Source organism: Streptomyces clavifer (assembly GCF_036345975.1).
GTDB lineage: Bacteria > Actinomycetota > Actinomycetes > Streptomycetales > Streptomycetaceae > Streptomyces > Streptomyces clavifer.
The window spans coordinates 638,208-661,610 of record NZ_CP107793.1 but is presented as its reverse complement, the minus strand read 5'-3'; the positions used below and the strand labels follow the sequence as shown (position 1 = coordinate 661,610).

Genomic DNA, 23,403 nt, shown 5'->3' with positions numbered 1-23,403 from the left:
CGGCGCATGGGAGCGCAATGCAATCCGGGCGTGACGCTGAGTCTGCGGGCGTACGCCGACGGTTATCCGGAATTGCACGGGTCGTAATCAGCGATAGGTGCACAATCGGGACATGGGGTGGCTGAATATTTTCGCGACGGAAGAGCTGTCATATGTCCCGGGCGCATCTGTTCCTTTGTTGTTCGATTGAGCGATCCTGAGTAATGGGCTGAAATTGCATCTTCAGCGTCCGGGGGTCCTCTAGTGTGATCGGTATGAACGGGGGAGTCGGGGTGACCCGGCTCGTATGCCGGTGCAGCACCGGCAACGGAGGCGTAACGTATCTCCGCTTCGCAGGGCCGGGACCGCACCGTGAGGGGGTGGGTCTCCCGGTGGTGCGGGTAATGCTGGATGCGGCACGCCTGGAAACACATGAGGAACATGCCGTGGGAAGAGTGAGAACGTGGGGGGACGGTCGTGACCAATCCTTTCGATGACGAGTCGGGGCGGTTCGTGGTGCTGGTGAACGGCGAGGCGCAGTACTCGCTGTGGCCGGCACATATCGATATCCCGGGCGGATGGCGCGTCGAGGGCTCCGAAGGATCGCGTCAGGAATGTATGGACGCGGTCGAGAGGGCCTGGACCGATATGCGGCCCGCCAGTCTGGTGCGGGCGACGGAGGCCGACGCCGGATAGGCCGGCGTCCCGGTCAACGATGGCATCACCGCAGGCCAGACATCACACTGTGGCTACCCGCCTGATCGGTTTCGCTCCCATTCGGGCAAAATCGATCAGGTGTGGGCGCTGATCAGTCGCGTCTCGGCTTCGTGTGATCATGCCGCCTTCATATGGTGTGCGTGGACCAGCGCCGCACTGCTTCGTCATTCGTGGTCAACAGTGAAGGTGACGGGGTTCCCTTTCGCGCGAACATGCCCGTAGGGACCCCATGAACGCCTGACGACATGGGTACTGCGATGTCCTCGTCGCTATCCCCTGCCCTTTGTCGGCAATCGATCCTGCATCGGCATGCCGGGTTTCGTCATGCCCTGTCCGCCGTCCCCGAAAACTCTCCCCAAAGGTGTGAACCGGCATGCGCGAAAACGACTCGTCCGCATCAAGAGTGGTTTCCGAAGAGCTCCTCGAAATGACCACGGCTCAACAGGGTGTCTGGTACGGACAGCTGGTCGATCCGGACAGTCCGAAATACAACGTCGGTGAATGCTTCGAGATCCGCGGCGGGCTCGATGAGGGCTTATTCCGCGTGGCGTTCGAGCGGGCCGCCGATCTGTGCGACAGCCTCAACATCGAGTTCGTCGCCCTGGGCGATACCGTGCGCCAGCGCGTCGTCCGCCGCCCGTCGGGTGGGGCCGGGCGACTCCGCACGGTCGATCTGTCCGAGGCCGACGATCCCGCGGCCGCGGCCGAACGGTACCTGGCCGAGGACATGGCCACCGTCGACAGGCTCGACGCCCCGCACCACCACTTCGCCCTCCTGCGTCTCGGCCCCCGACTGCACTACTGGTACGTCCGCTTCCACCACATAGCCGTCGACGGACTCGGCGGGGCCGTCTTCGCCCGCACCGTGGCCGACCTCTACGGACGTGCCGTGCGCGGCGAGGACCCCGCCGGGGCCGAGCTGCCCGCCGCTCCTCTGCGTGACCTCGTGGCCGACGAGGCGGCCTACCGCGGCTCGGACCGCTACGAGGCCGACCGCGCCTACTGGACCGGCAGGTTCGCGGACCTCGCCGCCGACCGTTCCGTGGACCCGGCCGGTGCGGCGGACGACTCGGACGCACACGGCGGCAAACCCCTGATCCGCAGGCGCACCGACGCCCCGTCACCTGCCGAACCCGAGGTACGGCTGCACAACGGCGAATCCCTGCCCGTCGCCGTCTTCGACAGCCTGCGCCGGCTCGCCTCCGCCCACCGCACCAGCTGGGCGGCCGTCCTCGTGAGTGCCGTCGCCGCCTATGTCGGCCGGGTCACCGGGACGCGGGACGTCACCGTGGGCCTCGCCTCCAACGGTCGTCACGGCGGGCTGCGGCACATCGTCGGTATGACCTCCAACATCCTGCCGCTACGCCTGACCGTCACCGCCGACATGACGGTGGGCACCCTCGTACGCGATGTCGCCGCCGAGATGCGGGGGGCCCTGCGGCACCGCCGGTTCTCCCGCGAGCAACTCGCCCGCGAGCTGAACATGGCCGACGACGCTGCGCGGCTGACCGGTGTCGTCGTCAACATCATGGGCTACGACTTCGACCTCGACTTCGCCGGCAGCCCCGGCCCCTCCCGCGTGCTGTCCGTCGGCCCCGTCGACGACGTGTCCCTCTTCGTCTCCGAGCGGTCCGAGGGCAAGGGGCCCCTGATCGGCTTCGACGCCGACCCCGACCTGTACCGCCCCGACGACCTGCGGTTGCACCAACAGGCCGTCGTATCGTTCCTGTCCGCACTGGCCGCCGCGGACGCCGGCCTCCCGCTGCGCGACCTGCCGTTCCTCGACGACACCGGCGCCGCGGCCCTGCTCGCCCAGGGACGGGGCGCCGGACTGCCCGCGGAGACGCTGGCCTCCGGCCTGCCGGAGGCGTTCGCGACGCAGGTGCGCAGCACACCGGACGCCCCCGCGGTCGTGGACGGAGCCGTCACGCTCTCGTACGCGGAGCTGGCACGGGCGGCGGACGACGTCGCCGGGGCCCTGGCGGCCCGGGGCATCGGCGCCGAGGACGGCGTCGGCGTCCTCATGGGCCGCTCGGCGGCCCTGGTGTGCGCCACGCTCGGCACGGTCTGCGCGGGTGCCGCGTACGTCCCGATGGACGCCTCCTGGCCGGCCGAACGGCTGGGCCGCGTCGCGGAAGTCGCCCGGGTCCGCGCTCTCGTCGTCGACGAGGCCACCGCCGACCGGCCCTGGGTGCGGGAGACGGCTGCCGGGCTGCCGTTGATCGTCGTCGACGCCCTCGGCCGTGTCGTACGCGGCGCACCACCGCGGCCGGGTCCCCGGTCGCGCGCGACCCGAGGCGACCGGCTCGCCTACGTGATGTTCACCTCCGGCTCCACCGGCCTGCCCAAGGGCGTCGGCGTCACCCACGCCGACGTCCTCGCGCTGGCAGCCGACACCACCTGGTCGGACGGCGTGTCCGACGCGGTGCTGCTGCACTCGGCGTACGTGTTCGACGCCTCCACATTCGAGATCTGGGTGCCCCTCCTGAACGGCGGATGCGTGGTGGTCGCCCCCGGCGGTGTCCTGGAGGCACGGACCCTCCGCGACATGACGGACCGGCACGGAGTGACCGCGCTGTTCCTGACGACGGCGCTGTTCAACCTGATCGCCGAGACGGGCCCGGCGGCCTTCGCCGGGCTGCGCCTGGTCGCCGCGGGCGGCGAGGCCGCGTCCCCGGACCTGATGCAGCGGGTCGCCGCGGCCACGCCCGGGACACGCGTCCTGCACGTGTACGGCCCAACGGAGACCACGACCTTCGCCGCCCGCCACCCGGTCGCGCCGGCCGTGCCGGGTGTGCCGCCCATCGGCCGGCCCTTCGACGGGATGGGGCTGTACGTGCTCGACGGAGGGCTCGGCCTGGTGCCGCCCGGTGTCGTGGGGGAGCTGTACGTGAGCGGTCACGGTGTCGCCCGCGGTTACCAGGGTCGTGCCGCGCTGACGGCGACCCGCTTCGTCGCCGACCCGTACGGCGCCGACGGCGGCCGCATGTACCGCACCGGCGACCTCGTGCGCTGGACCGCGCACGGTGACATCGAGTACGTCGGGCGTGCCGACGGGCAGATCAAACTCCGCGGTTTCCGCATCGAACCCGCCGAGATCGAGAACGTCCTGCTCACCGACCCGGCCGTGCGCGCCGCCTGCGTCCTGGTCCGCGAGGACCGGCCCGGAGACCGGCGGCTCGTCGCCTACGTCGTGCCCGCCCCCGGCGACCGGCTGGACGGCTCCGCCCTCACCCGCCGTGTCGGGCGCGCCCTGCCCGCCTACATGGTGCCCTCCGACTTCGTCGCCCTCGACGAGCTGCCCCTGAACCCCAACGGGAAGGTCGACCGCCGCGCCCTGCCGGCCCCCCGCGCCGTCGCCACCACGGGCCGGGCCCCGCGCACCCCGTACGAGGAGGTCCTGGCCGGTCTCTTCGCCGACGTCCTGGGCGTGACCGCGGTCGGCGTCGACGACAACTTCTTCTCCCTGGGCGGCCATTCGCTGCTCGCCACCCGACTCACCGGCCGGGTGCGGTCCGCCCTGCGCACCGAACTGGGCCTGCGTACGCTCTTCGACCACCCCACGGTCGCCTCTCTGGCCGCCGCGCTCGACACGGCCGGGGAGGCGCGGCCCGCCCTCTCCCCGCAGCAGCGGCCCGAAGTGGTACCCCTGTCCTTCGCCCAGCAGCGCCTCTGGTTCCTCACGACGGAGGGCCCCGGCGACACCTACAACGTCCCGCTCGTCCTCGAACTCGACGGCCCTCTGGACACGGAAGCCCTGCGCGGCGGCCTGGCCGACGTGGTCGCCCGGCACGAGAGCCTGCGCACCCTCTTCGCCGAGCACGACGGCGTCGCCCGCCAGGTGGTTCTCGACGCGGACGCCGCAGCGTCGCTCGTGCCCCTCGTCGTCGAGCTGCCCACGGCCGGAGAACCAGCCGACGTCTGGGCCGAGGAAGCGGTGCGCCGCCTGACCGCCGCACCCTTCGATCTCACCGCGGACCCCTCCGTCCGCGCGCATCTGCTCCGGCTGGGCCCCGACCGGCATGTCCTGGTGCTCGTCCTGCACCACGTCGTCGCCGACGGCTGGTCCCTCGCACCGCTCAGCCGTGACCTCGGTGCCGCCTACCGCGCCAGGACCGCGGGCACGGAAGGGCCCGACTGGCCCGCGCTGCCCGTGCAGTACGCCGACTACGCCCTCTGGCAGCGCCGCCTGCTCGGCGGCGACGACGACCCGGACAGTCTGGCCGCACGCCAGCTCGCCTACTGGGAGGAGGCGCTGCGCGGTGCCCCCGAACTGCTGGACCTGCCCATCGACCGGCCCCGCCCGGCCGTACCCAGCCACCGGGGCGGCGCCGTCCCGTTCGAGCTGCCGGCCCCCGCGCACGAGGCGCTCGTCCGGCTCGCCCGTGCCGCCGGCTGTACCCCCTTCATGGTGCTCCAGGCAGCTCTCGCCGTGACACTGCACGCCCACGGCTCCGGTACGGACATCCCCCTGGGCACCGCGGTGGCCGGACGCACCGACGAAGTCCTCGACGACCTGGTCGGATTCTTCGTCAACACCGTCGTCCTGCGCACCGACCTGTCCGGCGATCCGACCTTCCGTGAACTGCTGCACCGGGTCAAGGAATTCGACATCGCCGCGCTCAGCCACGGCGACCTCCCCTTCGAGCGGATCGTGGAGGCCCTGAACCCCGAGCGGTCAGGCGACCACCAGCCCCTCTTCCAGACCATGCTGGTCCTCCAGAACCAGGAGCGGGCGGGGCTCGATCTGCCGGGTGTCACCGTCCACGACCGGTCCCGTCACACCGGGATCAGCAAGTTCGACCTGACGTTCTCACTCACGGAGCTCACAGCACCCGCCGAGCAGTCGGCCGAGGGCGCCCCGGCCGGCATCGGCGGTTACCTGGAGTACGCCACCGACCTCTTCGACGCCGAGACCGCCCGCGCCCTGTGCGCCCGCTTCGCCCGCGTCCTCACCCTGGCCGTGACCGACCCCGGCCGGGCGGTCGGCGACCTCGACCCGCTCGCGCCCGAGGAGCGGACCCGACTCCTCGCCCGGGGACGCGGCGAGGAGCGGCCGCTGCCCGCACGCACCGTCCCCGAAGCGGTCCGGGCGCAGGCCGCGCGCACCCCCCACGCGGTCGCCGTGCGCGACGCGCACACGAGCCTCACCTACGCCGAACTCGATGCCCGCGCCGACGCCCTCGCGCACGTCCTGCGCGAGCGTGGCGCAGGGCGGGAGAGCAGGGTGGCCATCGCCGCGCCGCCTTCCGTGGACACCGCCGTCGCCATGCTGGCCGTCCTGCGGGCCGGTGCCGCCTACCTGCCCGTCGACCCGGAGTATCCGCCGGCCCGTATCCGGCACATGCTCGACGACGCCCGGCCCGCCCTGCTGCTCACCACCACGGACACCCACGCCGGCCTGCCCGACTGCGACGTACCGTGGCTCGCCCTCGACGACCCGGCCACCCGGCCCGTGCTTCCCACCGCGCCCCTCCACGACACCCCGCACCCGGCGGACCCCGCGTACGTCATCTACACCTCGGGCTCCACCGGCCGCCCCAAGGGCGTGGTCGTGCCGCACACCGCCCTGGCCAACCACATGGCGTGGATGGCGCGGCACCTGGACCTCGGCCCGGACGACCGGGTCCTCGCCCGCACCTCCACCAGCTTCGACGCCTCCGTGTGGGAGCTGTGGCTGCCGTTGATGAACGGCGCCGAGGTCTGCGTGCTGCCGCACGGCGCCAACCGGGAACCCCGCGCCCTCGTCTCGTGGATGGGCCGATTCGGCGTCACCGTCGCCCAGTTCGTGCCCTCGCACCTGACGTTCGTCCTCACCGAGGCGGCCCACGCCGCGCCCCTCACCGGGCTCCGCGCCGTCCTGTGCGGCGGCGAACCGCTGCCGCGCTCGCTCGCCGACGACGTCGCCGACCTGTGGCAGGCGGAGGTGCACAACCTCTACGGGCCGACCGAGGCGGCCATCGACGCGACCGCCCACCGTGCCGGCGGCCCGGAGAGCGGCGGACCCGCGGACACCGCCGCACCCGCGTACCTCGGCGCGCCCTCCGAGACCGTGCCGATCGGCCGTCCCGTCGACACGATGCGCGCCTACGTCCTCGACGGCCGGCTACGGCCCGTACCGCCCGGCGTCACCGGGGAGCTGTATCTGTCCGGCCCCAACCTGGCCCGCGGCTACCTGAACCGCCGGGGCCTGACCGCCGCACGGTTCGTCGCCGACCCGTTCGACGCCACCGGCGCCCGTATGTACCGGACGGGCGATCTCGTACGGTGGAACAGGGACGGTCTGCTCGACTACGTGGCCCGCGCCGACGACCAGGTCAAACTCCGCGGCTTCCGCATCGAGCCGGGCGAGGTCGAGGCCGCGCTCCTGGCCCGCCCCGGTGTCACGGCCGCCTGCGCCGTGATCCGCGAGGACATACCCGGCCGGCGCCGTCTCGTCGCCTACGCCGTCACCGGCGACCCGGCCCCGGCCCCGGTCGCCCTGCGCGACGCCCTCGCCGAGTCCCTCCCGCACTACATGGTGCCCGACGCCGTCGTCGTCCTGGACGACCTCCCGCTCCTGCCCAACGGCAAGGCGGACCGGCGCGCCCTGCCGGAACCCGCACCGGAACCGGCCGCCACCGCCGGGCCGGGACGGCGCACCCTCCAGGAGGATCTGCTCGCCGGCATCTTCGCCGACGTCCTGCACCGGTCCGTCGTGGGCCCGCACGACAGCTTCTTCGAGCTCGGCGGACACTCGCTCCTCGCCATGCGCGTCGTCAGCCGCATCCGCGCCGTCCTGGGTGTGGAGATCGCCGTACGCACCCTTTTCGAGCAGCCGACCGTCGCAGGTCTGGCCCGCGTCCTGGACACGCCGGGCCCGGCCAGGCCGCCGGTGACGGCCGTCGCGCAGCGGCCCGACCCCATGCCTCTCTCCCCGGCGCAGCAGCGCCTGTGGTTCCTCAACCGGCTCGAGGGCCCCAACTCCGCCTACAACATCCCGCTCGTCCTCGAGCTGGAGGGCTCGCTGGACACGGACGCCCTGCGCGCGGCCCTGCGCGATGTCCTGGAGCGGCACGAGGCGTTGCGCACCCTGTTTCCCGAACGGGACGGTGTGCCCTACCAGTCGGTCCTCCCCGCCGACGCGGCCACGCCCCGCCTGCCGGTCGTGAGCACGGCGCCCGCGGGTCTGGAGACGGCCGTCCTGGCCGCCGTGCGCGAGCCGTTCGACGTCCTCGCCGACCTGCCGCTGCGCGCCCTGCTGCTGCGCTCCGCGCCGGGCCACCACGTCCTGGTGCTCGTCCTGCACCACATCGCCGGCGACGGCTGGTCCCTCGCCCCGCTCGCCCGCCTGCTCGGCGACGCGTACCGGGCCCGCCTCGCGGGGCGGGAGCCCGAGCCGGCGCCCGGTACCCCGCTCCAGTACGCGGACTACACCCTCTGGCAGCAGGCCGCCCTGGGTGACGGCATCGCGCCGCAGAGCATCCTGCGGCAGCAGCTCGACCACTGGCACACCGCCCTCGCGGGCCTGCCCGGACTGATCGACCTGCCGCTGGACCGGCCGCGCCCGGCCACCACCGACCCACGCGGAGCCGTCCACACCTTCGACGTACCGCCCTCCCTGCACACCGGGCTCCTGCGCCTGGCCAGGGAGTCGGGCAGCAGTCTGTTCATGGTGCTCCAAGCCGCGGTCGCCACCCTGCTGCACCGGCACGGTGCGGGCGACGACATTCCGCTCGGCTCGCCCGTCGCAGGCCGCACGGACGAGGCACTGGAGGATCTGGTCGGGTTCTTCGTCAACACGCTCGTCCTGCGCACGGACCTGTCCGGCAGTCCGACCTTCCGCGAACTCCTGGTGCGCGTACGGGAGTTCGACCTGGCCGCCTACATGCACCAGGACGTCCCCTTCGAGCGTCTCGTCGAGAGCGTCAACCCCGTCCGGGCGCGCAACCACCACCCGTTGTTCCAGACCATGCTGGTCCTGCAGAACCAGGAGACCGCCCGCCCGGACCTGCCGGGTCTCACGGTCGAGGACCGGCTCGTCCACAACGGTCTGAGCAAGTTCGACCTCACCTTCGCCTTCGGCGAGGAGCAGGGCGGGGGCGGCCTCACCGCCGGGATCGAGTACGCCACCGCCCTCTTCGACCGGACCACCGTCGACACCCTGGCGTCCCGACTCGTCCGCCTGCTGGAGCAGGTGGCGGACGACCCCGGCCTGCCCCTGGCGGGCTACGACCTGATGACGCCGGACGAACTCGCCCGCGTCACGCACCACGGCACCGGCCGCGGACTGCCCGCGGACACCGTGGACGCCACCCTGCCCGCGCTCTTCGCCGCCCAGGCGCACCGCACACCGGACGCCTCGGCCGTCACCGGTGACGGCACCACCCTCACGTACGCCGAACTCGACGGGATCTCGGCCGACCTCGCCGGCGCCCTGGCGGGCCTCGGCCTCGGCCCCGAGTCCGCGGTGGGCGTGCTGCTCGGCAGGTCGCCGGCCGTGGTGGCGGTGTCCCTCGGCACGGTCCGTGCGGCCGGTGCCTATGTCCCGCTGGACGCGCGCTGGCCCGAGCAACGGCTCGAACAGGCCGCCGGGGTGGCTGACCTGCGCGCCCTGATCGTCGACGAGGACGCCCTCTCGTCCCCCTGGGTGGCCGCGACGGCCCGCCGGGTACCGGTCGTGGTCGTGGACCGGCTCGGCCGGATCCTGCGCGGCGCGCCCGGGGAACCGGGCCGCCCGTCCGCCGTGCCGGGCCCCGGGACGCTCGCCTACGTGATGTTCACGTCGGGCTCGACCGGACTGCCCAAGGGAGTCGGTGTCACCCACGCCGACGTGGTCGCCCTCACGGCCGACTCCGCATGGCAGGACGGCCGCGCCGACGCGGTCCTGATGCACTCGGCGTACGTCTTCGACGCCTCCACGTTCGAGATGTGGGCACCGCTCCTGCACGGCGGGCGCGTCGTCGTCGCACCGGACGGCGTGCTCGAGGCCCGCGCCCTCGGCGACGCCGTCCACGAGCACGGAGTGACGGCCGTCTTTCTGACGACTGCCCTGTTCAACGCGATCGCCGAGACCGACCCCGGCGCCTTCACCGGCCTCCGACTCGTCTGCGCCGGAGGGGAACTGGCCTCACCGGACGCGATGCAGCGCGTCGCCGGCACCGCGCCCGGCGTTCGCCTCCTCCATGTGTACGGGCCGACCGAGACCACCACCTTCGCCACCCGCTACGACGTGCCGGCCGACCTGCCGTCGGGCCCGCCGCCCATCGGGCGCCCTCTGGACGGTATGCGCCTGTACGTCCTCGACGGCTCCCTGGGCCATGTTCCGCCGGGTGTCGTGGGCGAGCTGTACCTCGCCGGGCGCGGTGTGGCACGCGGATACACCGGACTTCCCGGCCTGACCGCCGCCCGGTTCGTGGCCGACCCGTTCGACCGGGCGGGCGGGCGCATGTACCGCACCGGCGACCTCGTCCGGTGGACCCGTGACGGGCAGATCGCGTACGTCACCCGCGCCGACGGCCAGGTGAAGCTGCGCGGCTACCGCATCGAACTCGGAGAGGTCGAGGGCGTGCTGGCCTGCAGCGAGGGCGTCGCCGACTCCTTCGCCGTCGTCCGCGAGGACACCCCCGGCGACCGCCGGCTCGTCGCGTACGTCGTCCCCGTCGCCGGCGCGCGGCCCGGCCCCGGCGACCTCGCCGACGCCGTCGGCAGGTCCCTGCCCGCCTACATGGTGCCCTCCGCGTTCGTCCTGCTCGACGCGCTGCCGCTGACCGTCAACGGCAAGGTCGACCGGCGCGCCCTGCCCGAGCCGGAGCAGCACGCCCCGGTCCGGGGGCGCGCGGCCCGCACCGTCCGCGAGGAGATCCTGTGCGGACTGTTCGCCGACGTGCTCGGCCTCGACGGGGCCGGGGTGGACGACGACTTCTTCTCCCTGGGCGGCCACTCCCTGCTGGCCACCCGCCTGGCCGCGCGGATCCGCACGAAGCTCGCCGTGGAGGTCCAGGTCAGGAGCCTCTTCGAGCATCCGACGCCTGCCGCGCTGGCCGCCGCGCTGGACGGTGCCGAACAGGCCAGGACACCCCTGGTGCGCGCCGGGATCCGTCCCGATCCGCTGCCGCTGTCCTTCGCCCAGCAGCGCCTGTGGTTCCTCAACCGGCTCGAAGGGCCCAGCGCCACGTACAACGTGCCCCTCGTCCTCCGCCTGGACGGCCCCCTCGACGCGGAAGCCCTGGAGAGCGCCCTGGCCGACGTCGTCGAACGCCATGAGAGCCTGCGCACCGTCTTCCCCGAAACCGACGGAGTGGCACGCCAGCTCGTCCTCGACGCCGCCGCCGCCGACCTCGACCTGACGCCCCGCGGCACCGACACCGCCCACCTCGACGGGGTGCTGACCGCCGAGGTGGCCCACGCCTTCGACGTGAGCGCCGAACTGCCCGTACGCGCACGGCTGGTGCGGCTCGGTCCCGAGGCCCACGTCCTCGTCCTGGTCCTCCACCACATCGCGGGCGACGGCTGGTCCCTGGCCCCGCTCGCCCGCGACCTGGGCCGCGCGTACCGGGCGCGCGCCGACGGCGAGGAACCCTCCTGGACGGAGCTCACCGTCCAGTACGCGGACTACACCCTGTGGCAGCGCGCCCTGCTCGGCGCCGAGGACGACCCGTCCAGCCAGGCCGCCCGCCAGCTCGACTTCTGGCGCGCCGCACTCGCCGGCGCCCCCGACCTCCTCGACCTGCCCTGCGACCGGCCGCGCCCCGCCGTGACGGCGTACCGCGGGGACGCGTTCTCCTTTCCCGTCGGCGCGGACACCCACCGGGCCCTCGCGGCTCTCGCCCGTGCCCGCGGATGCAGCCTCTTCATGGTGCTCCAGGCAGCCGTGGCAGTGCTCCTCTCCCGGCACGGCGCCGGTGAGGACATCCCGCTCGGCACCGCGGTGGCCGGACGCACCGACGAAGCCCTCGACGACCTGGTGGGCTTCTTCGTCAACACCCTCGTCCTGCGCACCGACCTGAGCGGCGACCCCACCTTCGGTGACGTGCTCGACCGGGTGAGGGAGTTCGACCTGGCCGCGTACGCCCACCAGGACGTGCCCTTCGAGCGGCTGGTCGACGCGCTCAGTCCGGCCCGGGCCCAGAACCACCACCCGCTGTTCCAGACCATGCTCGTCCTCCAGAACCACGGGGACACCGCCGTCGACCTGCGCGGTCTCACGGTCACGGAACAGCCCGTGCACACGGGCATCAGCAAATTCGACCTGACCTTCACCTTCACCGAGACGCACGACGGCGCAGGCCGGCCCGCGGGCCTCGACGGCGTCCTGGAGTACTCCACCGAACTCTTCACCCGCACCACCGCGCAGGCGCTGACCGGACGGCTGACCCGTCTGCTCGCCCTGCTCGCCGCCGACCCAGGTCTGCGCGTCCACACCGTCGACGTCCTGGACGCGGCCGAGCGGCGGGACCTGACACGGGTCTCGCGCGGCCCGGTCCGGCCTGTGGCGGCGCGCACGGCGCCCGAGGCGTTCCGCGCGCAGTGTGCCCGGACACCTGCCGCGATCGCCGTACGGGAGGGCGGGAACCACCTCTCCTTCCACGAAATCGACGTGCTCTCGGACGACCTGGCGCACCATCTGCACGACAGGGGCATCGGCCGCGGCGACTTCGTCGCCCTCGCCCTGGAGGGCACCGCGGACCAGGTCGTCGCGATGCTGGCGGTGGCCAAGGCCGGAGCGGCCTACCTGCCGGTCGACCTGGAGTACCCCGAGGCCCGCGTCGCCCACATGCTCGACGACGCCCGCCCTGCGCTGCTCCTCACCCACGGTGCCGCCCGTGCCGCGCGGTACGTCCCGTCCGTACCCTGCCTGACGCTCGACGACCGGGCCGCCTGGTCCACCGGGCGTGCGGCGCCGCACGCCGCGGCCCCGGACCCGCGCGACGCGGCGTACGTCATCTACACCTCGGGCTCCACCGGGCGCCCCAAGGGCGTCGTCGTCACCCACTCCTCGCTGACCAACCACATGGCGTGGATGGCCGGCCACCTCGGCCTCGGCGACGACGACCGGGTCCTCGCGCGCACGTCGCCGAGCTTCGACGCCTCGGTCTGGGAGACCTGGCTGCCCCTGCTGCACGGCGGCTCCACCTGCCCCGTACCGCCGGCCGCCAACCACGACCCCGCCGGCCTGCTGACCCGTATGAGGGATATGGGGGTGACCATCGCCCAGTTCGTACCCTCGCACCTCTCGCTGGTCCTCACCGAGACCGGTCCCGACGAGGCCCCCACGACCCTGCGGGCCGTCCTGTGCGGCGGCGAACCCCTGTCCCGGGCCCTGGCGGAGCGCGTCGGCCGGGCCTGGCGGGCGGAGGCGCACAATCTGTACGGGCCCACCGAGACGACCATCGACGCCACGGCGCACCGCCACCGGAGCGGGACCGCGGGCACCTCCGCCGCTGAGGGGGGCGTGCCGCTCGGCCGTCCCGTCGACAACACCCGCGCCTACGTCCTGGACACCGGTCTCCGGCCGGTACCGCCCGGTGTCACCGGCGAGCTCTGCATCGCGGGCGACGGACTCGCGCGCGGCTACCTCGGGCGCCCCGGGCTGACGGCCGCACGGTTCGTCGCCGATCCGTACGGCCCCGACGGGAGCCGCATGTACCGCACCGGCGACCTCGTCCGACGGGACGCCGACGGTCTGCTCACCTATGTCTCCCGCGCCGACGACCAGGTCAAGCTGCACGGATTCCGGATCGAGCCGGGCGAGATCGAGGCAGCTCTCACCGCGCTCGACGGCATCGCCGACGCCTGCGTTCTGGTCCGTGAGGACCGGCCGGGCGAGCGTCGGCTCGTCGCGTACACCATCGCCGACCCGCACAGCGGTGCGGCGGCCCCCGCCGGCAGCGAGCTGCGCGCCCGGCTGACGTCGGTCCTGCCGCCGTACATGGTGCCCGCCGTCCTCGTCGCCCTCGATGCGCTGCCGCTGCTGCCCAACGGCAAGACCGACCGGCGCGCCCTGCCGGTGCCGGAGCGGCCCGCCGCGGCCCGGCCCGGCGGACAGCCGCGCACCGCGCAGGAACGCGTCCTGTGCGACGTGTTCGCCTCGGTCCTGCGTACCCCCGCCGTCCGCACCGACGACGACTTCTTCGCGCTGGGCGGCGACAGCATCCTCTCCATCCAGCTCGTCAGCCGGGTGCGCGAGGCCGGTCTCGGTGTCACCCCGCGCGATGTCTTCGTCCACCGCACCCCCGAGGCCATCGCGGGCGTCGCCACCGCGCTCGACCGCGACCCCGCCCCGCCCGCCGAGGACGGGACCGGCGCGATGCCGCCCACGCCCATCGCCGCCTGGCTCCTGGAACGGCCCGCCACCGACGGCTACAACCAGTCGGGAGTGCTGTGCACGCCCGCGGACGCCGACGAGGAAAGCCTCGCCGCCACGCTGCAACTCCTCATCGACCACCACGACATGCTCCGGCTGCGGGTCACCCGCCCGGCCGGGGGCGAACCCGTCCTCGAAGCCCTGCCGCCCGGTGCCGTGACGGCCCGCGCCCGCCTCACCAGGGTCGATGTCGCGGGCCTGGACACCGACGCCGTCCGCGACGCCGTCACCGACGCGGGCGAACGGGTCCGCGCGCGGCTGAGCCCCGAGGACGGCGACGTCGTCGAGGCGGTCTGGTGCGACGCGGGACCCCGCCGGCGCGGCCGTCTGCTGCTCGTCGTGCATCACCTGGCCGTCGACGCGGTCTCCTGGCGGATCCTCGCCGCGGACCTCGCCACCGCGTGGCAGGCCGTCACCGGCGGCGGTGAGCGCCCCGCAGCGACAGCGGCGCTGCCGGCCGCCACCACGTCCTACCGGCGCTGGGCCCGACTCCTCGCCTCCCAGGCGCGCAGTGCCGCCCGCGAAGCCGAACTGCCCCTGTGGGAAACGGTCTCCGGCACTTCCGACCCGCAGCTGGGATACCGGCCGCTGGACCCCGACCTCGACACCGCCGACCGTACGCGCACCCTGGTCACCCACCTGCCCGCCACGTGGACGAGATCCCTGCTCACCACCGTCCCCGGCGCCTACCGTGCCGGAGTGGACGACGTCCTCCTCACCGGGCTCGCCCTCGCCGTCCGCTCCTGGCGGGCCGAACGCGCCGACGCCCTCGGCGGGCCCCGGCCGGACGGCACCGCCGTCCTCCTCGACCTGGAGGGCCACGGCCGCGAGCAGATCGACGACCGCGTCGACCTGTCCCGTACGGTCGGCTGGTTCACCAGCCTCTACCCGGTGCGCCTCGACCCCGGACCCGTCGACGCCCGCGACCCCGGGCGCATCGACGCGACCCTGGTCGAACGCGCCGTCAAACGCGTCAAGGAACAGTTGCGGGCCGTACCCGACCGCGGCGTCGGCTACGGAATGCTGCGTCATCTCAACCCGGAGACGCGCCTCCGGCTCGCCACCGCGACCGCACCCCAGATCGGCTTCAACTACCTCGGGCGCTACGTCGCTCCGCGGACGGCGGCCGACGGAAGCGGCGGCGCCGACTGGGACGTACTCCTCGACGGGGGCGGACCGCGCAGCCAGGACCCGGACATGCCCGTCCACCACGTCCTCGACATCAACGCGCACACCGAGGACCTGCCGGACGGTCCGCGCCTGGTGACCCGCTGGACCTGGCCCAGCGACCTCCTCAAGGAGGAGGACGTGGGCGCCCTGTCCGACGCGTTCACCCGCGCACTGCGCGCCATCGCGGAACACGCCGAACGGCCCGACGCGGGCGGCTGGACGCCGTCCGACCTTCCCCTGGTCTCGCTCGACCAGGCCCAGATCGACCGACTGCAGAACAAGTGGGGTGGACGCAAGTGACCGGGTTCCAGCTGGAGGACGTACTGCCGCTGACGCCGTTGCAGGCAGGCATGCTCTTCCACGCGCTGTACGACTCCCACGCCGTGGACGTCTACACCGCGCAGTTCGTCTTCGACCTCGAAGGCCCCGTCGGCGTCCCCGCACTGCGCTCAGCGGTCGGCGGCCTGCTGCGGCGGCACGCCAACCTCAGGGTCGGCTTCCTCCACGAGGGCCTGGACGAGCCCGTCCAGGCCGTCGCCACCGAGGTTCCCGTACCCCTGGAGGAACTGGACCTGACCGGCACGGACGGCACGGCCACGACGGAGGAACGCCTCGCCGCGTTCCTCGCCGCCGACCGCGTCCGCCGCTTCGACCTCGCCACCCCGCCGCTGATGCGGTTCACCCTGGTGCGCACCGCGGCGCGACGCCACCACCTCGTCATGACGAGCCATCACATCCTGCTCGACGGGTGGTCGGTGCCGCTCCTCGTGCGGGAACTCTTCGAGCTGTACGCGACCGGGGGCGACGACAGCGCCCTGCCGCGCGTCGCCCCCTACCGCAGCTACCTCGTCTGGCTGGCCCAGCAGGACCGCGCCGCGGCTCTGGACGCCTGGCGCACCGCCCTGGCCGGGATCGAGGCGCCGACCCTGCTCGCCGGGCCCGGCGGCGCGGAGACGCCTCGCTCCGGCGAACTGCCCGAGACCCTCGTCATGGAACTGGACGCGGCCACGACGGACCGGTTGCGTGCGACGGCCCGCACCCACCGGCTCACCCTGAACACCGTGGTCCAGGGCGGCTGGGGCCTCCTGCTCGCGCACCTCACCGGACGCCCCGACGTGGTGTTCGGCACCACCGTGTCCGGCCGGCCGCCGGAGATCCCCGGCGTCGAGTCGATGGTCGGCCTGTTCATCAACACCGTGCCGGTACGGCTCCGCCCGGCGCACGGCGAGACCGTGGCCGCGCTCCTGACCCGGCTCCAGGAGGAGCAGGGCCGCCTCCTCGGCAGCCAGCACGTCGGACTCACCGAGATACACGGCGTCACCGGTCTCGGTGAACTCTTCGACACCCTGGCCGTGTTCGAGAACTACCCGATGGACGAGGAGGCCCTGCGCACCGCACAGCAGGGCCTGCCCGGCCTCACCGTCACCGGGTTCAGCGGCACGGACGCGGCCCACTACCCGCTCACCCTCACCATCGCTCCGGGTGACGCCCTGAGGATCACCTTCGGTTTCCGTCCGGCCGCCCTCGACCGCGAGGAGGTGGCCCGCACGGTCGTGCGCATGCGGCGCCTGCTCACGGCGATGGCGGACGGCCTCGACCACCACGCCGGTGCCGTCCCGCTCCTCCTGGACGGCGAGCGCGACACGCTGCTCGCCCGGGGGAGCGGCGCGGAACTCCCCGGCGGCACGGCGGACATGAGCGTCCCGGACGCCCTGGCCCTGCGCGCCGCCCGGCACCCGGACGCGGTGGCCGTGACCGGCGCGGGGGAGCGGCTGACCTACCGGCAGCTCCACGACCTCTCGGACGATTTGGCCGGCGCCCTGACGGGACTCGGGACCGGCGCCGAGGACGGGGTCGGCATCCTGCTGGGCCGTTCGACCGCCCTCGTCACCGCTTCCCTGGCCGCCCTGCGCGCGGGCGGGGCCTACGTGCCGCTCGACCCGCGCTGGCCCGCCGAACGGCTCGCCCGCGTCGCCGAGGTGGCCGCCCTGCGCACCCTGATCGTCGACGAGACCACCCGCGGGCTCCCCTGGGTGCGCCGACTCGGCTCCGACGTGGCCCTGGTGACCGTCGACACGGCGGGCCGGGTCCGGGGCGGAGCCCCGGCAGCCCCCGGAACCCTGCCCGCGACCACGGGCGGCGCCCGGCTCGCGTACGTGATGTTCACCTCCGGCTCCACCGGCCTCCCGAAGGGGGTCGGCGTCACCCACGCCGACATCGCCGCCCTCGCAGCCGACCGGACCTGGGGCGACGGGGCGGCCGACGCCGTCCTCCTGCACTCGGCGTACGTCTTCGACGCCTCCACCTTCGAGATCTGGGCTCCCCTGCTCAACGGCGGCCGCGTGGTCGTGGCACCCGAGGGCACGCTCCAGCCCGCAGTGCTCCGCGATCTCATCGCCCGGGAGGGTGTGACGGCGGCGTTCCTGACGACCGCCCTGTTCAACGTCGTCGCGGAGACCGACCCCGGGGCCCTCGGACTGCTGCGCCTGGTCGCCTCCGGTGGCGAGGCCGCCGCGCCCGGCGTGCTGCAGCGCCTGGCCGCCGCCCACCCCGGCACGACCGTCCTCCACGTCTACGGGCCCACCGAGACGACCACGTTCGCCACCCTCCACCGGGTCCGGCCCGACGGCGATCCGGGTGGTGCGGCCCCGATCGGCCTGCCGCTCGACGGCATGCGGGCCTACGTCCTGGACGCGGCGATGCGCCCCGTGCCGGCCGGCGCCGAGGGCGAGCTGTACGTCGCGGGAACCGGTGTCGCGCGCGGCTACCTGGGCCGTCCCGGACTCACCTCCACCCGGTTCGTCGCCGATCCGTTCACGGGCACGGGGGCGCGGATGTACCGCACCGGCGACCTCGTGCGGTGGGGCACCGACGGCACCCTGCGGTACGTGGCCCGGGCGGACCGGCAGATCAAGCTCCGCGGCCACCGCATCGAACCCGCCGAGATCGAGGGCGTGCTCCGCGCCGACCCGTCCGTGCGGGAAGCCTGCGTCGTGGTCCGCGAGGACCTCCCCGGCGACCGCACCCTCACCGCCTATGTCGTCCCCGCATCCGGGCACACCCCGGACCCCGGTCTGCTCTCCGCGCACGTCGGCCGCCACCTGCCCGGCTTCATGGTCCCCGCCGTCGTCCAGCCGCTCGACGCGCTTCCACTGACGCCCAACGGCAAGATCGACCGGGCTGCCCTGCCCGCCCCCGCCACCACTCCGTCCGCCGCGACGGGCCGGCAGCCGCGCAGCGCCCTCGAGGAGATCATCGCCGGGCTGTTCGCCGATGTGCTCGGTGTACCCCGCGTCGGCGTCGACGACAGCTTCTTCGCCCTGGGCGGCCACTCCCTGCTCGCCACGCGCCTCGTGGGCCGCGTCCGCACCGCCCTGGACACCGAGGCCGAGATCCGTACCCTCTTCGAGAACCCCACGGTCGCCCTGCTCGCCACCGCCCTGGCGGACGCCGGCCGCCCCGCCCGCCCCGCCCTCGCACCGCAGGAGCGCCCCGCGGCGCTCCCGCTGTCGTACGCCCAGCAGCGCCTGTGGTTCCTCCACCGGCTCGAAGGCCCCTCCGCCACGTACAACATCCCGTTCGCGGTACGCGTCGACGGGCCGCTCGACACGGAGGCCCTGCGCGAGTCACTGCGTGACGTCGTGATCCGGCACGCAGCCCTGCGCACGGTCTTCCCCGAGCACGAGCAGGGACCCCGCCAGCACATCACCGCCCCCGACGACGTCCGTCTCCCGTTCGCCCTGGAGGCCGTCGAGGAGGACAAGCTGCCCGACCGGATCAGAGCGGCCGCGACCGAACCGATCGACATCGAGCACCGCCTCCCCCTCCGGGCGACGCTGCTGCGCCTTGGCGGCGACGCCCACGTCCTGGTGCTCGTGATCCACCACATCGCGGCGGACGGCTCGTCCCTCGCACCCCTCGCCCGCGACCTGGGCCTCGCCTACCGGGCCCGCGTCCGCGCCGAGGCCCCCGTCTGGACCGCACTCCCCGTCGACTACGCCGACCACACCCTCTGGCAGCGCCGTCTGCTCGGTGACGAACACGATCCCGAAAGCCTCGTCTCACGGCAACTCGACCACTGGAAGGGCGCGTTGCGCGGCCTCCCGGAGATGATCGAGCTGCCGTGGGACAGGTCCCGGCCCGCCGTTCCCCTGCACACCGGCGCCACCCACGACTTCGCCGTCGACCGGACCACCGCCGAGCGCATCGCGGACCTCGCCCGCACCGCCGGATGCAGCGTCTTCATGGTGCTCCAAGCCGCCCTGTCGGCCGTACTGTCCCGGCACGGCGCGGGCGACGACATCCCGCTGGGCACGGCCGTCGCCGGGCGGACGGACGAGGCCGCCTCGGACCTCGTCGGCTTCTTCGTGAACACCCTCGTGCTGCGCACGGACCTGACGGGCGACCCGACGTTCCTCGAACTCCTGGAACGAGTCAGGGAGTTCGACCTGTCCGCGTACGCACATCAGGACGTTCCCTTCGAACGCCTGGTGGAACTGCTCAACCCCGCGCGCTCGCAGAACCACCACCCCCTCTTCCAGACCATGCTCGTCCTCCAGAACCACGCCCCCGCCGCGGCACTCGACCTCCCGGGCCTCACCACCGGCGGCGTGCCCGTCGACCCCGGGGTCAGCAAGTTCGACCTGTCGTTCACCTTCACCGAGACGTACGACGACGGCGGTGCGCCCAGCGGCATGCGGGCCGCCGTCGACTACGCCACGGAACTCTTCGACCCGGCCACGGTCCGCGGCCTCGCCGACCGGCTCGTCCTGCTGCTCGGAGCCGTCACCGCCGACCCCGACCGCCCGCTGCACACGTACGACGTGCTCACCGACGCCGAGCGCACCCGCCTCACCGCCTGGGGTACCGGGCCGGCCGAGGACCTGCCCCGGGCGACGGTCCCCGCGCTCTTCGGACAGCGGGCCCGGCGCACCCCCGGCGCCCCGGCGGTCCGTGACGCCGGCACCACCCTCACCTACGGGGAGCTCGACGCCCGCGCCGACGCTCTCGCCCGCCACCTCACCACCCTGGGCATCGGCCCCGAGGACCGGGTGGCCGTGGCCCTGCCCCGCACCCACGACCTCGTCGTGGCCCTCCTCGGTGTCCTGAAGGCGGGGGCGGCCTACGTGCCGCTCGACCCCGACTACCCGGCCCGGCGCCTGTCCTACATGCTCGACGACGCCGCGCCCCGGCTGCTCCTGACCACACCCGCCGTCCACCGCCGCCTCCCGGCCTCCCCGGTGCCGCACCTGTACACCGACGACCTCCACAACAGTGCCGCGGCTCCCGCGTACGAGGCCGCCCGCCCCGGCGCACGGGTCCCGCACCCGGCTCATCCGGCCTACGTCATCTACACGTCCGGCTCCACCGGCCGGCCCAAGGGCGTCGTGGTCACCCACCGGGGCGTCGGCGCCATGGCCCGCACCCAGAGCCGGCGGCTGCGCGTCACCCCGGACAGCCGGGTGCTGCTGATGGCCTCCGTCAGCTTCGACGCCGCCTTCTGGGAACTGTGCATGGGACTGCTCTCCGGAGCCTGCCTGGAGATCGACGAACGTGACGCCCTGCTCCCCGGCCCCGCCCTCGCCGCACTGGTCCACGAGCGGGGCATCACCCACCTCACCCTGCCGCCCGCCGCACTCGCGGTGATGCCGGAGGGCTCACTGCCCGCCGGCACCACGATGGTCCTCGCCGGAGAGGCGTGCCCGCCGCCCCTGGTGCACGCCTGGGCCCGGGACCGGTTCCTCGTCAACGCCTACGGTCCTACGGAGACCACGGTCTGCGCCACCATGAGCGCCTTCCAGCAGGCGGACGGGCCGCTCGCCCCCGACCGCACCGTGTCGATCGGCGTCCCCGTCGACGGCACCCGGGTCCATGTCCTGGACGACCGGCTGGCACCCGTGCCGCCCGGAGTCACCGGCGAACTGTACGTGTCCGGCGAGGGAGTGGCCCGCGGGTACCACGGCCGTGCCGCACTGACCGCGTCCCGGTTCGTGGCCGACCCGTACGACCGGGGGGGCCGCATGTACCGCACCGGCGATCTGGTGCGCTGGACGGCCGACGGGCAACTCGTCTACGTCTCCCGCGTCGACGACCAGGTCAAACTGCGCGGCTTCCGCATCGAACCAGGTGAGATCGAGGCCGCGCTCACCGCTCTGCCCGGCGTCGCCGCGGCCTGCGCCGCCGTCCGCGAGGACCGGCCGGGCGACCGGCGCCTCGTCGTGTACACCGTGCCCGCGCCCGGCGCGCCGGGCCCGGACTGGGCCGAGGTGCGCGCACACCTTGCCGCGACCCTGCCCGACCACATGGTTCCCTCGGCCCACGTACGCCTCGACGCCCTTCCCCTCACACCCAACGGCAAGACCGACCGGCGCGCCCTGCCCGCCCCCGGCCCCGCCACCCCGGCCGGAGGCCGGGCGCCGGGAACCGCGCGCGAGCGCGTCCTGTGCGAGGTGTTCGCGGAGACGCTGGGCGTGCCCGAGGTCGGTGTCACGGACGACTTCTTCGCTCTCGGCGGCCACTCGCTGCTCGCCGTGGCCCTGGCCCGGCGCATCGGCGAGAGGTGCGGCAGGCGCCCCTCCCTGCGCGCCCTCTTCGCGGCGCCCACCGTGGAGGCCGTCGACCGTCTCCTGGGGCGTACGGCGGATGAGGAGGACCGGGACGGCGATGCCGCGCCGGACCTCTACGACGAGGTCCGCCTGGCCGCAGGCGTCACCGGCACGGCCCGGGACGGCGCGGCATCTGCCCGCAGGACCCTCCGCCCCTCGGCCCGGCCCCTTCTGACCGGCGCCTCCGGATTCCTCGGCGCCTTCCTCCTGCGCGACCTCATCGAGACCACCGGCGGGCCTGTCGACTGCCTCGTACGGGCCGAGGACGAGCGGCGCGCGGAGCATCGGCTGCGGGCCAACCTGGAGCGCTACGGCCTGTGGCGCCCCCGCTACGCGGACCTGGTCCGCCCCGTCCCCGGAGACCTCGCCGCGCCAGGGCTCGGCCTTCCGCCCGAGGACCGGGCCGCCCTCGTCCGCCGTCTCGGCCCCGTCCTGCACAACGGCGCACGCGTCAACTTCGCGGCCGCCTACGGGGAGATGCGCGCCCCCAACGTGGCCGGCACCGAGGAACTGCTGCGCCTGCTCGCCGATTCGGCCTCACCGGGGATGCACTACATCTCGACCACGGGCGTCTACGCCCCGGCGACCGGCCCCGATCCCGTCACCATCACGGAGTCGACCCCGACCGGCCCGGCGCCCGGCCTGCCCGACGGGTACGCGCAGAGCAAGTGGGTCGCCGAGGGACTCGTCGGCCTGGCCCGCGAACGCGGTCTGCCGGTGACCGTCCACCGGCCCGGCCGCATCAGCGGCGACACCGCCACCGGCGCATGCCAGGACCGCGACCTGCTCTGGCAGCTCATCAAGGGCTGCCTCCAAGCGGGAGCGGTACCGGACCTGCCGTACGGGTCGACCGACTGGGTGCCCGTGGACTACGTCAGCGCCGCGGTCGTGGCGCTCTTCGCGTCCGCCCCGACGGGCACGGAGACGTATCACCTCACCAACCCCGACGCGCCGGGTCTGGACCGCGTCTTCGAAGCAGCCGGTCGGCTCGGCCACGAGCTGCGCACCGTCCCCGCCGAGGACTGGCAGGCGCGCGTCGCGGCGCGACCCGACAACGCGGCACAGCTGTTCCTGGGAGACGAGGGGCGGACCCGGCACGAGGCGACGGACCGGCGCCGCTTCGACTCCAGCCGGTCGGCGGGGGCCGCCGCGGCCCTCGGCATCCACCTGCCGCCCCTGACCGACGAGGTCCTGGACCGCTACCTGACCTACTTCCAGGACACGGGCTTCCTGCCCGCCCCGGGGGCGTCGGCCACGTCGTAGCCGGGAGCACACGACGGGGGCGTCGGCCGGACTGCGATCCGGCCGACGCGGCGCGGGGCGGCTCCGGCGAACCGTGCATCAGCCGCTGCCCTCACGGCGGCGGACCGCCGGGGCCGCCGTCATGCGGGTCCCCGGCGGTTCCCGGTCCTCCGCCGACACCCGGTGCGGCCGGCAACCGGGCATCAGCCCCCGATGGATCGGGTGAGGCCACCGCGACGGACGCCTCCGGCCCGCGACGGCGCCGCTTTCGCCGCGCTCCACCTGGGCGGTCAACGGCGACACGGCTCATGGCATCCGAACTCGTCGGCGAGCCGCACCCCGGCG

The 23,403-nt window shown here is 73.9% G+C and carries 3 protein-coding genes; all 3 read left to right on the top strand.

Annotated features, from left to right (window positions below; genetic code table 11):
• Positions 1 to 456: 456 nt before the first annotated feature.
• The 3 genes from OG927_RS02645 (at position 457) to OG927_RS02635 (ending at position 23,079) form a co-directional block, all read left to right on the top strand.
• The gene (locus OG927_RS02645) at positions 457 to 675 is read left to right on the top strand and encodes an MbtH family protein (RefSeq protein WP_056794892.1); all 219 of its coding nucleotides are present in this window, start codon (positions 457 to 459) and stop codon (positions 673 to 675) included.
• 394 nt (positions 676 to 1,069) lie between these two features.
• Positions 1,070 to 15,511 (top strand): amino acid adenylation domain-containing protein, encoded by a 14,442-nt coding sequence (locus tag OG927_RS02640; RefSeq protein ID WP_330319630.1) that lies wholly within the window; start codon positions 1,070 to 1,072, stop codon positions 15,509 to 15,511.
• Positions 15,508 to 23,079, top strand: coding sequence for an amino acid adenylation domain-containing protein (locus OG927_RS02635; protein ID WP_330319629.1), 7,572 nt, complete (start codon positions 15,508 to 15,510; stop codon positions 23,077 to 23,079). The genes OG927_RS02640 and OG927_RS02635 overlap by 4 nt, the downstream gene beginning before the upstream one ends.
• Positions 23,080 to 23,403: the final 324 nt, after the last annotated feature.